12 protein-coding genes and 1 pseudogene are annotated in these 14,004 nt (G+C 75.3%); 5 read left to right on the top strand and 8 right to left on the bottom strand.

Annotation, left to right across the window (positions count from 1 at the left end):
* Positions 1-413: 413 nt before the first annotated feature.
* From ACLFMI_RS00990 to ACLFMI_RS00980, 3 genes are read left to right on the top strand one after another with little or no spacing between them, the layout of a single operon-like run.
* Complete coding sequence (locus ACLFMI_RS00990; RefSeq protein ID WP_410945767.1) at positions 414-1,157, top strand: enoyl-CoA hydratase/isomerase family protein; 744 nt, start codon at positions 414-416, stop codon at positions 1,155-1,157.
* Between the two features lie 8 nt (positions 1,158-1,165).
* Positions 1,166-2,308 (top strand): FAD-dependent oxidoreductase, encoded by a 1,143-nt coding sequence (locus tag ACLFMI_RS00985; RefSeq protein ID WP_410945766.1) that lies wholly within the window; start codon positions 1,166-1,168, stop codon positions 2,306-2,308.
* Positions 2,309-2,318: 10 nt separating this feature from the next.
* Complete coding sequence (locus ACLFMI_RS00980; RefSeq protein WP_410945765.1) at positions 2,319-3,341, top strand: DUF4185 domain-containing protein; 1,023 nt, start codon at positions 2,319-2,321, stop codon at positions 3,339-3,341.
* A gap of 18 nt (positions 3,342-3,359) precedes the next feature.
* On the opposite strand, the gene ACLFMI_RS00975 is transcribed toward ACLFMI_RS00980, so the two are convergent.
* Complete coding sequence (locus tag ACLFMI_RS00975) at positions 3,360-3,737, bottom strand: hypothetical protein (RefSeq protein ID WP_410945764.1); 378 nt, start codon at positions 3,735-3,737, stop codon at positions 3,360-3,362.
* Between the two features lie 123 nt (positions 3,738-3,860).
* On the opposite strand from ACLFMI_RS00975, the gene ACLFMI_RS00970 reads away from it, so the two are divergent.
* Positions 3,861-4,529 (top strand): TVP38/TMEM64 family protein, encoded by a 669-nt coding sequence (locus tag ACLFMI_RS00970; protein ID WP_410945763.1) that lies wholly within the window; start codon positions 3,861-3,863, stop codon positions 4,527-4,529.
* 121 nt (positions 4,530-4,650) lie between these two features.
* Here the strand turns inward: ACLFMI_RS00970 and ACLFMI_RS00965 are convergent, their stop codons facing one another.
* The 6 genes and pseudogenes from ACLFMI_RS00965 to ACLFMI_RS00940 form a co-directional block, all read right to left on the bottom strand.
* Positions 4,651-5,436: an amino acid kinase family protein gene (locus ACLFMI_RS00965; protein ID WP_410945762.1), complete on the bottom strand. Its 786-nt coding sequence runs from the start codon at positions 5,434-5,436 to the stop codon at positions 4,651-4,653.
* Entirely contained in the window at positions 5,433-6,260 is an 828-nt protein-coding gene (locus ACLFMI_RS00960) for an amino acid kinase family protein (RefSeq protein ID WP_410945761.1), read from the bottom strand. Before ACLFMI_RS00960 ends, ACLFMI_RS00965 begins: the two co-directional genes overlap by 4 nt.
* Positions 6,261-6,542: 282 nt before the next feature.
* A pseudogene (locus ACLFMI_RS00955) lies at positions 6,543-7,250 on the bottom strand (ABC transporter ATP-binding protein); the annotation flags it as partial.
* Positions 7,251-7,372: 122 nt separating this feature from the next.
* Positions 7,373-8,482: a FecCD family ABC transporter permease gene (locus ACLFMI_RS00950; RefSeq protein ID WP_410945760.1), complete on the bottom strand. Its 1,110-nt coding sequence runs from the start codon at positions 8,480-8,482 to the stop codon at positions 7,373-7,375.
* Positions 8,479-9,642: an ABC transporter substrate-binding protein gene (locus ACLFMI_RS00945; RefSeq protein WP_410945759.1), complete on the bottom strand. Its 1,164-nt coding sequence runs from the start codon at positions 9,640-9,642 to the stop codon at positions 8,479-8,481. Before ACLFMI_RS00945 ends, ACLFMI_RS00950 begins: the two co-directional genes overlap by 4 nt.
* A 46-nt stretch (positions 9,643-9,688) precedes the next feature.
* Positions 9,689-10,903 carry a cysteine desulfurase-like protein gene (locus ACLFMI_RS00940; RefSeq protein WP_410945758.1) on the bottom strand — a complete coding sequence of 405 codons (1,215 nt, stop codon included), beginning with the start codon at positions 10,901-10,903 and terminating at the stop codon, positions 9,689-9,691.
* Positions 10,904-11,047: 144 nt separating this feature from the next.
* Here ACLFMI_RS00940 and ACLFMI_RS00935 point away from each other — a divergent pair, with 144 nt between their 5' ends.
* Positions 11,048-12,340: a L,D-transpeptidase gene (locus ACLFMI_RS00935; protein WP_410945757.1), complete on the top strand. Its 1,293-nt coding sequence runs from the start codon at positions 11,048-11,050 to the stop codon at positions 12,338-12,340.
* A gap of 23 nt (positions 12,341-12,363) precedes the next feature.
* On the opposite strand, the gene ACLFMI_RS00930 is transcribed toward ACLFMI_RS00935, so the two are convergent.
* Positions 12,364-13,968: an AMP-binding protein gene (locus ACLFMI_RS00930; protein WP_410945756.1), complete on the bottom strand. Its 1,605-nt coding sequence runs from the start codon at positions 13,966-13,968 to the stop codon at positions 12,364-12,366.
* Positions 13,969-14,004: the final 36 nt, after the last annotated feature.

The following is a 14,004-nucleotide window of genomic DNA, read 5'->3' as shown; positions in this document are numbered from 1 at the left end:
GGCCTGTCAAGACCCCGTCGACCAGCGGGGATGCGCTCTCCGGCGGGCCGCCGCACCCGCTTCCGGCGAACGCGCACGAAACCGGAGAACGCGCGTCCGATCGGGTGCGCGTTATCCGGTTTCGTGCGCGTTCTCGGCGGACCGGGAAACAGCCCCGGACCGGACGGATCGGCATTACGGTGCGCCCGGTCGTGGATCATCGATCGGGCGGCGGGCCCCGAGGCACGAGGGGCGGACGTGGCGGAAGGCGAGCGGCTCGGCGATGGTCTCGGCCGGGTGTCCACTCCGGCGAACCCGCGGGCGCCCGGCGCCGCGGCACCTGCGACCCCGCCCGATCGAGCCCGCAACCGGTGCGGCTGGGCGGGCCCCGGACGGCCGCTGCGCCGGCGACCGGGCGGTGCGACGATCATGCGATGGGACTGCCACGGGTGCACGACGACGGCGCGGTCCGGACGATCACGCTGGACCGGCCGGAGCAGGCCAACGCGTTGCAGCTGGACGACCTGGACGCGATCGGCACCGCCGTCCGGGAACCCGGTGCGGCGACCCGGGTGATCGTCCTGACCGGTGCGGGTGACCGGGCGTTCGCGGCCGGGATGCACCTGGGCGTGTTCCGCTCCGCCGCCCCGGACCAGGGCCGGGAGGTGATCTCCCGGGTTGCGGCCTGCCTGGACGCGGTGCGCCGGTCCCCGATCCCGACGATCGCCCGGCTGAACGGCGCCTGCGTCGGTGCCGCGTTCGAGCTGGCGCTGGCCTGCGACGTGCGGGTCGCGCACGCCGGCGTCCGGGTCGGGCTGCCCGAGGTCAAGCTCGGCATCCCCTCGGTGGCCGACGCGGCGCTGCTGCCGGACTTCCTCGGACCGGCGAAGGCACACGAGCTGATCCTCACCGGCGATCTCTACACCCTGGACGAGCTCGGCCCGGACCGGCTGGTGAACCGGCTCGTCGCGAGCCCGGAGAACCTGGACGCCGCGGTCACCGACCTGACGGCCCGGCTCGCCGCCCCCACCCGAGAGGTGATCGCGGCCCAGAAGGGGCTGTTCGAGACGTGGCGCAACCGCGGCATCGCCGACAGCGTGCAGGCCAGCGTCGACGTGTTCGCCGAGGTCTTCGCCGAGCCCGCCACCCGTGCCGCGATCGAGGCCTACCGGCGGTGAGGCCACCGGTGCTCGTCGCGGGCGGCGGGATCGCCGGCTGCGCGACCGCGCTGGCCCTGCACCGGGCCGGGATCGAGTCGGTGGTCCTGGAGGCGCGGGCCGACGGGGGCGGCACCGGCGGGTGGGACGAGCTCGGCGGCTGGTTCCTCACCCTCGCCGCGAACGGCGTCCGGGCGGTGCGGGCCCTGGGCGCCGGTGCCGCGCTGGACCGGGTGTCCGGGCCGATGACGTCGTTCGTGCTGCACGACGCCGACGGGACCGAGCGCGCACGCCGCCCGCTCGGCGGCGGCGACCCGGTCGGCTTCCGGCACCTCACCCGGGCCGCCCTGATCAGCGCATTGCGGTCCGAAGTGGAGCGCCGCGGGATCGAGGTCGTCCCCGGGGCCCGGGTCACCGCGGTCGAACCGGACGGGTGCGGGGTCCGGGTGCACGCCGGTGGTGACACCCGCACCGGCGCCGTCCTGGTCGGCGCGGACGGGGTCGGCTCCGCGGTGCGGGCCGTCGTCGACCAGGCGTGCCCGGCACCGCGGCCGACCGGACAGCGGGTCTACTTCGGCCGGACCCCGGACCGGCCGTTCGACGGCGACGGCGACTTCCACGTCGTCGCCGGCGCCGCCCAGGCGTTCGCGGCGATCCCCACCCCGGCCGGGCCCACCTGGTGGTTCGCCCGGGCGGGGCCGCCCGACCCGGACGGCGACCCCGGACGCGCCCCACGGGCCGGCGCGCTCGCCGCGCTGTCCGGCTCCGGGGTCGCCGCCCGGCTCGTGGAGGCCACCGCGCCCGACGACGTGGGCGCGGTCGACCCGCACGACCTGCCCTACACCGGCACCTGGTGGCGCGGCCGCGCCGTCCTGGTCGGCGACGCCGCACACGCCGCCTCCCCCGCCACCGGACACGGCTCGACGCTGGCCTGCGAGGACGCCGTGGTCCTGGCCAGGGCGTTGCACGGCAGCGACCTGCGCGACGAGCGGGCGGTCGGTGCGGCGCTGGCCCGCTACCAGCGGCTGCGCCGCGGCCGGTGCCAGGCCAACGTCGTCGCGAGCGCCGAGATGTGCGGCTCGCCGGTCCCGGACGCCGACCCGGGCAGCCGGATCGACGACGCCGAGCTGCACGTCCATCTCGACTGGGGAGAGCCGCTGCCCGACCCCTAGGGTCGGGCCCATGGCCGTCACCACCAAGATCGCCGACCTGACCGGCCCCGGGCACACCGACACCTTCGGGATCGGCGGCACCGACCTGGGCATCGTCGCGACCGCGCCGGACGGGCGGCTGGTCGCGGCGTTCGGCGACACCTTCGACCGGGCCGGTGTCGGCGGGCCCGGCTGGCGGTCGCCGGTCGTGCTGTTCGCCGACCCCCGTGACACCGGGTCCGGTCTGCGCTGGACCGGCTCCGGCGGCGACACCCGCGACTACGCCTGCCGGCTGGTCGACAAGCCCGCCACCAGCTGGCTCCGCCCGCACCGGCGCGTCACCACGATCCTGCCTGCCGACGTCATCACCCTCGGCGACACGATGTACCTGCACGTGATGGCCAACAAGGGTCTCGGCAACGTGCTCCACAGCGAGGTCCTCGCCTCCACCGACAACGGTGTGAGCTGGGAGCGCACCGGCCTGTGGTGGCCCGGTGACCACTGCAACGGCCTGTTCCAGCAGCTCACCTGGTGCGCCGGGGACGACGGGTACGTCTACGCCTACACCACCGGCTTCCAGCGCCGGGACGGCCTGCTGCTGCACCGGGTGCCCGCGGACCGGATCACCGACCGGGACGCCTGGGAGCCGTGGGGGTTCGCCGGGGAACGCTGGGGCTGGGGCAACCCGCCGACGCTGACGATCCCCGGCGCGTTCGGGGAGCTGAACCTGCGCCGGGTCCCCGGCCCGGACGGTCGCGGGCACCTGCTGCTGACCTTCTTCGACGCCGGCAACTACCGGATCGACACGATGCTGCTCGACGCCCCGAACGCCGACCTGCACCGGGCACCGCGGGCGACGCTGCTGCACGGCTGCGGCTGGGACGACGAGGATCACGCGAGCGGCCGGGTCGCCCAGCTCTACGGCGGCTACGTCGTGCCCGGCAGCACCCTGGAGAACCTGCACCTGGTCGTCAGCCAGTGGAACACCACCACGAACTGGCCGTACCGCTCGATGCAGTTCCGGTCCGACGCCACCGAGCTGCTGGGCCGGTAGACGTCGTGGGGTCGCGGGTCAGCCCTCGGCCGGCAGCAGGCTCAGGTACCAGCGGCCGTTCTCCTCGGTGACCGACAGGGTCGCCAGCCGCGGTCCGGACCGGATCTCGAGAGCATCCGGCCCGGTGCGGGTCAGCACCGGGTCACCGGCGGCGCGGAGCCGCTCGGCGTAGTCGTCGGTGAAGTCGCGGTCCGGGGCGTCGAGCAACAGCTCGTGCAGCCGGGCACCGTCCCCGGCGCGCAGCGCGGCCTCGGCACGGGCGAGGAGCGCGGCGTCGTCGTCGGCCCCGCGCTCGCCGCCGGCCAGGATCGTCGCCGCCGTCCCGATGATCCAGAAGGCCATGAACCCGGCGGCGGCCAGGGACAGGGCGATCCGGCGGCGGCTGGGTCTGCTCATGGCCCGGTCACTCTGGCACAGCCGCCGCCGGTCGCAGCCCGGGGCCCGCTCGCCGACGACACCCGGCCCACCCTCGAACCCGGAGGGTGCCGGGCGTCGTAGGACCGGGTGGAGGTGGTCCACGTGTCCAGGTGGTGGCGTCCCGCGCTGCTCGTGCTGCTGGTGACGGCCGGTTCCGCGGTGCTGCTGGTGACCGGCTGGCCGACCGTGGAGTCGGTGCGCGGCGCGACGGCCGGGGCGGGCTGGCTCGCCCCGGTGCTGTTCACGCTGCTGTTCACCGCATTCACGCTGGTCCCGGCCCCGGCGACGCTGATGGGGATCGCCGCGGGCGTGCTGTTCGGCCTCCCGATGGGGCTCGCGACGACGATGGCCGCGGTCGCCGCAGGCGCGCTGATCGGATTCGGGCTGTCCCGGTCGCTGGGCCGCGAAGTGATCGCCGGGCTCGGCAGCGCCCGGCTGCGCCGCCTCGACGAGCGGCTGCGCCGCGGCGGGCTGTGGACCGTCGCCGGTGGCCGGCTGCTGCCGGTGATCCCGTACCCGGTCCTGAGCTACGCCTGCGGGCTGACCTCGATCCGGCTGCGCGACTACCTGGCCGGGTCGGTGCTGGGTGTCCTGCCGAGCGCGGTCGCGTTCGTGACGATCGGCGCCTACGGCGGTGACCCGTCGTCGGTGCCGTTCCTGCTCGCCGTCGCCGGGCTGGTCGTGCTGGCCGCCGGCGCCCTGATCGCGAAGCGCCGCCGCCCCCGGGACACCGCGCCGGCCGCCCCGGCCCCACCCACCCCGGTCGGCTGAGCACTCGCCCCCGCCCACTGCCCCGCTGCCCCACTCTGCCCCGCTGCCCCACTGCCCGGTCGAGCGGTACACCAGCGCTGCCGGCGGCAGCGAGGCAGCCCCGGCGTACCGCTGATCATGGTCAGGTGGAGATCAGGGTGCCGACGGCCTCGCCGGCGAGTGCCTTCGTGAGGTTCCCCGAGGTGGTCCCGTCGATCACCCGGGCGGAGCGGACGTGCTTGGCCCGGCGCAGGATCTCCAGCGCCTCCCGGTCCACCGGCAGGGCGCCGGCAGGCCCGGCCAGCAGCTCGTCGACCGAGACCTCGGCGGTCCCCTGGCTGCACGAGGTGTCCCGGACGTAGGTCAGCGACGCCGCACCCCACGCGTCGGCCAGCAGCAACGAGCCGGCGTCGGTGCGGTGTGGCGGGATCTTCCCGGTCTCCGCGGGGAACTCGTGGATGCCGTAGGGCGGGAACCCGTTGGTGACCGCGGCGTTCGACGCGGCCAGGTGCACCGGCAGCTGGTGCGCGACGGTCTCGTGACCGAGGTAGGCGACACCCTCCTGGGCCAGCAGCGCCGCGACCAGGTGCCCGTTCTGCTCGGCCTCGCGGCCGGCCAGCTCGGCCAGCGCACCGATCGGCAGGCCCAGGTCCAGCCCGACGCCGAGCGCGTGCCGGGCCCGGATCCCGGCACCGGTGCAGATCAGCAGCGGGTCGCCGGACAGCGCCGCCCGCAGCTCGTCGACCAGCGGGAGCAGTACGTCGCGGCCCTTGTCGATGATCGAACGCCCGCCCAGGACGACCACCCGCAGCCGCGGCAGCATCCGGATCACCGGCTGCTGCTGGTCGACGGGGCGGACCTGGTCGCGGTCGAGCAGCGTCTGCCGGGCCAGCGCGGACTCGACGTCCTTGGTGTGGTTGCTGCTCATCGGGTGGCTCCGGAGGTGATGATCGTGCCGACGTGCTCGCCGGCCAGGGCACGGGTCAGGTTTCCGGGCTCGAGCCCGTTCACGATCTGGACGCTGCGGACATGCCGGGCGCGCTGCATCAGCTCCAGCACCGGGCGCTCGATCACCAGGTCCGGCAGGTCGAGCGTGACCAGCTCATCGACCGTGATCTCCGGGATCAGCGTGGCGTCCGGGTCGGTCTTCGGGTTCGCGGTGTACAGGCCGTCCTCGTCCTTCACGAAGATCATGTTCTGGCAGCCGTAGGTCTCGGCGACCAGGTAGCAGCCCGCGTCGGTGCGGTACGGCGGGATGACGCCCTCGTCCGGCAGCGGCTGCCACATCGCGTACGGCGGCATCCCGGCGAAGATCGCCGCCCGGGACTCGGACAGGTACAGCGGCAGCGCCGCGAACCCGCCACCCGCGACGACCGGAACGCCGTGGCGGGCCATCAGGTAGCCGAGCATCTGGGCGTTCTGCCCCGCGACGGCGTTGCCGACCGACGACAGCACACCGGTGGGCAGGCCGAGCTCGGCGGCCAGCGCGTAGGCGTGCCGGGCGCGCGTGCCGCCGCCGGTGCCGATCAGCAGGCGGTGCGTCCCGCGGGCCTCCAGCAGCTCCTCGACCAGCGGGAACACCGCGGCACGGCCACGGTCGACGAAGCTCTGCCCGCCCACCTTGACCACCGAGACGTCCGGCAGCACGGGGGTGTCACGGGTGCGCTCGGTGGCCGCGGCCAGTTCCGGGTCGCCCAGCGACCGGGACAGCAGCAGCGACTCGAGCTCGGCCGCGCTCGCGGCGTCGGTCATCGGGTCTCCTCGACGGTTCGTCGCGGCCGGGATGCGCGCGGCCGCGGGGTGACGGCGCCGAACCTAGCGACCCCCGGGCCCCGGCCGCGCGGCGGCGGCGCGGACGGGGACGGCGGTGTTGCGGCGCGGGCCCGTGCACCGCGACCGTGCCCGCGCCGGGTCGTGCCCGACCGGGCCGCATCCGCAGGACGGAGCGACGATCGGGTGATACCGGGCACGGTGACCGGGGCCGCACGGGTATGGATCCCGCGCACGCTCACGGCACGCGGCACCGCAGGCGGGTCAGCCGGTGCGCAGCCGGAAGGTGCCGGAGTCCGGGTCGAACGCCAGCTCCGTGGTGTCGAACGCGGCACCGACGGAGCCGTTCCGGGACAGCGTGGCGGGCGTGCCGGTCGCGAACCGGCCGGCACCGTCGAGCAGCCACACCGCGTCCGCCAGCCGCAACGCGAGCTCCAGGTCGTGGGTGGACAGCAGTACGCAGAGCTCCTGCTCCCGGGCCAGCCGGCGCAGCAGCCCGAGCAGCGCGACCCGGGCCGCGACGTCGAGGAACGCCGAGGGCTCGTCGAGCAGCAGCAGGGACGGCCGCTGGGCCAGGGCGCGGGCCACCATCAGCCGCTGCCGCTCGCCGTCGGACAGCTCACCGATCCGGCGCCCGGCCAGCGGCCCCGCGCGGACCGCGTCGAGGGCCTCGTCGACGGCGGCGTCGTCGCCCGGCCCGAGGACGCCGGACGCCCCGGTGTGTGGCAGCCGCCCCAGCTCGACGACGTCGCGGCCGGTCAGCAGGCCCGGATCGGGCCGGTCGGTGAGCACCACCCCGACCCGCCGGGCGCGGGCCGCGGCGGGCAGCGCGAACAGGTCGTCGCCGTCGAGGGCGGCGGTCCCGACCAGCGCGGGCTGCAGCCCGGCGAGGGTGCGCAGCAGCGTGGACTTGCCGGCGCCGTTCGGCCCGAGCAGCACGGTCAGCCCGCCGCGCCCGGCTGTGGCGTCCACCCCGGACAGCACGGTGGTGGCGGCGCGGCGCTGCCGGTGCCCCACCGCCAGCCCGGACAGCACCAGCCCGGCGGACCGGCCCTGCGTGGCGGGCACCCCGTCGTCACGCATCATGCCCCCGATCACCACACCCGGCCGCGCCGGGCCCGCAGCAGCACGGCGATCACCACCGGCGCCCCGACCAGCGAGGTCACCACGTTCAGCGGGAGCACGGTGTTGGTCCCCGGCGGGTGCCCGACGATCGCGCAGGCCAGCCCGACGAGCGCCCCGGTCAGCGCCGTCGCCGGGATCAGCACCCGGTGCCGGGACGTCCCGACCGCCAGCCGGGCCAGGTGCGGCACGGCGATCCCGAGGAACCCGATCGGCCCGCAGAACGCCGTCACCACCCCGGCCAGCAGGGCCGCGACCACCAGCACCACCCCGCGCAGCCGGGCGACGTCGACGCCGGCGGTGCGGGCGTAGTCGTCCCCCAGCAGCAGCCCGTCCAGCGGCTTCGCCAGCAACCCCACCGCCACCAGCCCGGCCGCGACGATGCCGCCGAGCACCGGCAGCTCAGCGGTCGCGACGCCGTCGACGCTGCCCAGCCCCCACACCAGGAACTGCTGCGCCGAGCGCGGGTCGGTCCACACCAGCAGCAGGCTGACCAGCGCGGTCACCATCGAGCCGAGCATCACCCCGATCACCAGCAGCGCCGTCACCGACTGGGCCGCGCGGGAGAGCAGCAGCACGACCCCGAGCACGGCACCGGCCCCGGTCGCGGCGGCGGCCACCGTCCCGAGCCGCCCGATCGGGCCGAGCACCGCGCCCGGGCCGCCGCCGGCGAACCCGGCCATCGCACCGGCGGTCCCGAGCGTCGTCACCAGCGCGACCCCGAGTCCCGCCCCGGCGCTGACGCCGAGCACGTACGGCTCGGCGAGCGGGTTGCGGAACAACGTCTGGGTCAGCAGCCCGGCCGCGCCCAGCCCGGCGCCGGCCAGTGCCGCGGTCGCCGCCCGGGGCACCCGGATATCGGTCACCAGCACGTCCAGCCGCGCGTCGCCGGACCCGAGCCCGAGCAGCGCCGACCCGGTCCGCAGCGGGGAGATCGGCACCGACCCTGTCGCGACGGCCAGCGCGAACAGCACCGCTCCGCCGCACGCCAGCGCGAGCAGGACCAGCGGGGCGCGCCGGCCGGAGCGCTGTCCCGCCCGGTCCGCCGTCGGCGTCACGGGACGGGTCGCCGAGCGGGTCATCCGGCGGGCACCTGCCGGTAGTAGACCGTCTCGTGGCCCGGCAGCAGCTCCGGGTGCAGGATCGACACCAGGTCGGCGAGGACCTCGTCCGGGTGCGCGACGCCGCGCTCGAAGAGCTGGTTCCCGCCGGTCGGGCCGCGCAGCTTGTCCCGGTTCCACACCTGCCCACTCGGCCCGGCGGCCGCGAACGCGGTCAGCCGCGGGTCGCTCGCGGCGATGTCGGCGGTGGTCCGCCAAGGGCCGTCGGCCAGCCAGATCCGGGCGTCGCCGTCCGCGGCGAGCACCGCCTCCAGCGACGAGGGCACCGCGCCGCCCTGGGCGTCCTGCCCGGACCAGCTCGCCCCGGCGTCGGCGAGCAGCCGGCCCGAGGTGGAGCCGAGGGACGGCACGCTCCAGGATCCCTGGTAGGGCTGGCCGGCGACGATCGGCGTCGGCGCTGACCCGCGGACCCGGGTGGCGAGGTCGTCGTAGCGGCTCGCGACCACGTCGTAGGCGGCGGCCGCCTCGGCGTCCCGGCCGGTCAGCGCGCCCATCACCTTGATCCACTCGGCCTGGCCGAGCGGGCCGGACTCCAGGAAGTCGGCCCAGCCGACGACCGGGATACCGGCCGCCGCCAGCGCCGCGAACGCCGGGTCGTCGGTGCCCCCGGAGAGCACCACCGGCGGCGACGCGGCGACGACCTGCTCGGCGTTGATCATGTCGGCCGGGGCGAACTCCTCCGCCGCACCGGACTCGACGTGCGCCCGCACCGCGGGGTCGCTGATCAGGTCCAGGCCGCCGACACCGGTCAGCGTGGGCAGCACGTCCAGCTCGGTGACGAACGGCAGCGGGGTGGTCGAGACGGCGTGGATCCCCGTCACCGGGGTGCGCAGCACCGGCGCCCCGGCGAGGTCGGCGGGCAGAGCGGGGTCCGGCTGCCCGCAGCCGACCAGCACGACCGACTGCGGCGCACCACCCGGGTAGGGCTGCCGCACGGTCAGCACGCGGTAGCCGTCCGCCCCGATGATCTCGACGTTGCTCGCCTGCTCGAACTCCACGGTGCCGGTGGGCGGAGGCGGCGCGTCCGGGACGCAGCCCGGTGCGGCCGGTGCGGGAGCCGGTGCGGAGCAGCCGGCCCCCAGCAGGAGCAGCAGGAGGCCGAGCGCCGCCAGTCGAGTCACCTGAACAGTCTCACATATGTGATTCGGTACCCGATGTCAGCTCCGCTCAGGCCCCGGTGAACTCGGACAACGCCGTCAACAGCCGCTCGACGTCGGCGTCGTCGGTGTAACAGGCCAACCCGATCCGCAGCGCCCCGGTGTCGCCCAGGCCGAGCCGGCGCGAGCACTCCAGCGCGTAGAACGACGACGCCGGCGCCGCGATCCGCCGCCCGGCCAGGAACCGGTACGCCTCGGCCGGGTCCCGGCCGTCGACGGTCACCAGCAGGGTCGGCGTGCGCGACGCGGCCCGCGAGAGCACCGTCACGCCGGGCAGCCCGAGCAGGTGGGACTCGATCCGCTCGCGCAGCGGCTCCTCGTGCGCGGCCACCGCCGTCATCGACGCGGTGATCCGGGCCCGCCGGTCGCCGGTGGCTGTGGCGCCGGGTGCGCCGGCGTCCAGCCCGGCCAGGAAGTCGACGGCGGCGCTCGTCCCGGCCAGCAGCTCGTAGGGCAGGGTGCCGAGCTCGAACCGCTCCGGCACGGCGTCCGACGACGGCGCCAGCTTGGCCGGGCGCAGCGTCTCCAGCAGATCCGGGTCGGCGGCGAGTACGCCGCAGTGCGGGCCGAGGAACTTGTACGGCGAGCAGGCGTAGAAGTCCGCGCCCAGTGCCCGCACGTCCACCGGGACGTGCGCGGTCCGGTGCACCCCGTCGACCATGAGCAGCGCGCCCGCGGCGTGCACCTGCTCCGCGATCGCGGGGACGTCCGGCATCGTCCCGATCAGGTTGGACGCCCCGGTCACCGCGACCAGGCGGGTCCGATCGTTCAACAGCGGCGCGACGTCGTCGAGCCCGCCGGTCCCCGGGTCGAAGTCCAGCCACCGCACGGTGGCGCCCGCGGCCTCGGCGGCGATCACCCACGGCCGGACGTTGGCGTCGTGGTCCAGCCGGGTCACGACGATCTCGTCACCCGACGACCAGGTCGCGGCCAGCGTGCGGGCCAGGTCGAAGGTCAGCGCGGTCATGCTGCGGCCGAACACGATCCCGCGCGGGTCGGCGCCGAGCAGGTCGGCAACGGCGGCGCGGGCGCCGAGCACGATCGCGTCCGCGGACCGCTCCCCACTGGTGACGCTCCCCCGGTTGGCCAGCGGTGAGGTCAGCGCGCCCGCCACCGCCCCGGCGACGGTGTCCGGCACCTGCGAGCCCCCGGGGCCGTCGAAGTGTGCGATCCCGGCCCGCAGCGCGGGGAACCGGCCGCGGACCGCGGCGACGTCGTAGCTCATGGCCCCGAGCCTCGCACCCGTCCGCGACGCGCGCGACCACGTGCCGCGCTCCGGGGACCGCCGTCCCGCGCACGCCGCCGCGTGATCGAACGATGACGTGTCGCCTACCCCGTGTGGGTTATCCGAGATGCGATCATCTGTCGCATGAACCGGTCCTGGGACGACTCGTGCGGCCGGCACACGCCGCGCCGCCGGCGTCGCTCCATGCACCGGCGCAGCGCGGCCGTGTTCCTCACCGCGCTGCTGGCGACGGCGGCGCTGGTCGCCGGGGCCACCGCGGCGATGGCCTCCGGCGGGTTCGGCGCCGGCGTGGCCCGCAACCTTGCCGGGGCGCTGGACCGGATCATCCCGGACGCCCGGCCCGCACCGCCGCCCCCGGTCCTGACCACCGCGCCGCGGCCGGGGCCGCCGGCCGCACCCTCGGGTCCGGCCCGGGCGCAGGTCAGCGCCGGGACCCTGCACGACGTCGCGCTGACCGGGGACGACGGCCCCGTTCCCGGCACCCTCGCTCCGGACGCCCGGACCTGGACCAGCACCGCCCCGTTCGACTACGGGACGCGGTACCGCTGGTCGGGCACCTGGACGCTGGAGGACGGCAGCACCCGCCCGCTCACCGGCGCGTTCGCCACCGTCGCCCCGGACGACACCGTCGAGGCCGCGATGAACATCCGCGACGGCGGCGAGGTCGGGGTCGGCGCGCCGGTGGTGCTGAGCTTCGAGAAGGACCTGTCCGACGAGGCGAAGGCCCGGGTCGAGAAGGCCCTCACGGTGACGACGTCGAAACCGGTCGAGGGGGCCTGGGCCTGGCTGCCGGACACCGCGGAGGGCTCGCGGGTGCACTACCGGCCGCGGGAGTACTGGCCGGCGCACACGCGGGTGCGGGTGCGGGCCGCGCTGCACGGGCTGGACCTCGGCGCGGCCGGCTGGGCGGACGGGGACCTCGACCGGAGCTTCACCATCGGCCGCAGCCAGATCGTGCGGGCGGACACGCGGAGTCACCGGATCGTCGTCGTGCGGGACGGCCGGGAGGTCGCGAGCTACGACGCCTCCTACGGGATGGAGTCCGACCCGCGCCGGGTCACCCGCTCCGGCGTGCACGTGGTGATGGCGAAGTCGCAGAAGGTCCTGATGACCAACGAGGACTACGGCTACGTCGACGAGCCGCAGTTCTGGGCGGTGCGGATCTCGAACAACGGCGAGTTCATCCACGCCAACCCGTCGTCGTCCGACGCGCAGGGCCGCCGGAACGTCAGCCACGGCTGCGTGAACCTGTCCACGAAGGACGCGAAGGAGTTCTTCGCGTCCGCGACGTTCGGCGACCCGGTCGAGGTCACCGGCAGCTCGCAGCCGCTCACCGCCGCCGACGGCGATCTCTACGACTGGACGATCCCCTGGGACGAGTGGACGTCGATGAGCGCGCTGGCGCAGGCTCGCTGAGTCTCTGGCTCGGTGACGGTCGGTCAGGACCCGATCCTGCGGTCCCGGCCGGACCAGGCCGCGTCCCGCAGCACGAACTTCTGGATCTTGCCGGTGGACGTCTTCGGCAGCTCGGTGAACGTGACGCTCTTCGGCGCCTTGAACCGGGCCAGCCGGGCCCGAACGTGCTCGACGATCTCCTGCTCGGTCGCCGACGCGCCCTCCCGCAGCGTCACGTAGGCGGCCGGCACCTCGCCCCAGCGCTCGTCCGGGACGGCGATCACCGCCGCCTCCAGCACCGCCGGGTGGTCGGCGATCGCCTGCTCCACCTCGACGCTGGCGATGTTCTCCCCGCCGGAGATGATCACGTCCTTGGAGCGGTCGCGGAGCTCGACGTAGCCGTCCGGATGCATGACGCCGATGTCACCGGTCCGGAACCAGCCGTCCGGCGCCGCGTCCCGGGTGGCCTGCTCGTCCTTCAGGTAGCCGAGCATGACGTTGTTGCCGCGCAACGCGATCTGCCCGGTGGTCTGCCCGTCGGCTGGCGCGTCGGAGCCGTCGTCGGTGATCACCCGCACCGCGCAGGCGATCATGTTCCCGACCCCCTGGCGGGCTTTCATCCGGGCCTGGGCGTCCTCGTCGAGGTTGTTCCACTCCGGCTGCCAGTCGCAGATCATCGCCGGCCCGAAGGTCTCGGTGAGCCCGTAGAGGTGGGTGACCTCGAAACCCAGCTCGGCCATCCGGCGCAGGATCGCCGGGCTGGGCGGCGCACCCCCGGTCGCGACCTTCACGGGCGTCTGCACGGTGTGGGCCTCCGGTGCGTAGGCGATCATCGACAGCACCGTGGGGGCACCGTTGAGGTGGGTGACACCGTGGCCGCGGATCAGCTCCCAGATCCGGGCGGGCTCCACCCTCGGCAGGCAGACGTGCGTCGCGGCGGCCGCGGTGACCGCCCACGGGAAGCACCAGCCGTTGCAGTGGAACATCGGCAGCGTCCACAGGTGCACCGACGACGGCGTCAGCCCGGTGTGCCCGGCCATCGACAGCGCCTGCAGGTAGGCGCCGCGGTGGTGGTACATCACGCCCTTGGGGTTGCCGGTCGTCCCGGACGTGTAGTTGATCGAGAGCAGCGCCCGCTCGTCGTCCGGGGTGACCGCGGTCGGCTCGCCCCAGGTGATCAGGCGCTCGTAGTCGTCACCGACCCGGACGACCTGCGGCGGGGAGTCCAGCCGGCCCAGCGCGTCGGCGACGAGCTCGTCGAAATCCGGGTCGTGGACCAGCACCGACGCGTTCGCGTGCTCGAGGATGTAGGCGACCTCGCCGGCCGAGAGCCGGGTGTTCACCGCGACCAGCGCGGCGCCGGACCACGGCACCCCGAAGGCCGCCTCCAGCCCGACGTGCGTGTTCGGCACGAGCACGGCGACCGGGCGCCCGCCGTGGATCGCGGCCAGGCCGCCGGCCAGCTTCCGGCAGCGCTCGTGCAGCTCGGCGTAGGTCCAGGACCGGTCCCCGTCGACGACGGCAGTACGCGTCCCGTGCGAGGCCGCAGCCCGGTCCAGGTAGGCCGTCGGGGTGAGCGGCTCGTAGGACAGGGACATGAGGTCCGCGGGGACGCCGGCGGGATGGGTAGCGACACCGCTGTCGGTCATGCCCCGCAGCCTCCCCCGCCACACCGGACCCCGCAA

The sequence above is a fragment of the Pseudonocardia nantongensis genome (assembly GCF_046546495.1).
In the GTDB taxonomy this organism is placed as follows: Bacteria; Actinomycetota; Actinomycetes; order Mycobacteriales; family Pseudonocardiaceae; genus Pseudonocardia; species Pseudonocardia nantongensis.
Note: the sequence above shows the minus strand (reverse complement) of the source record. Positions and strands in the feature narration are given on the sequence as shown.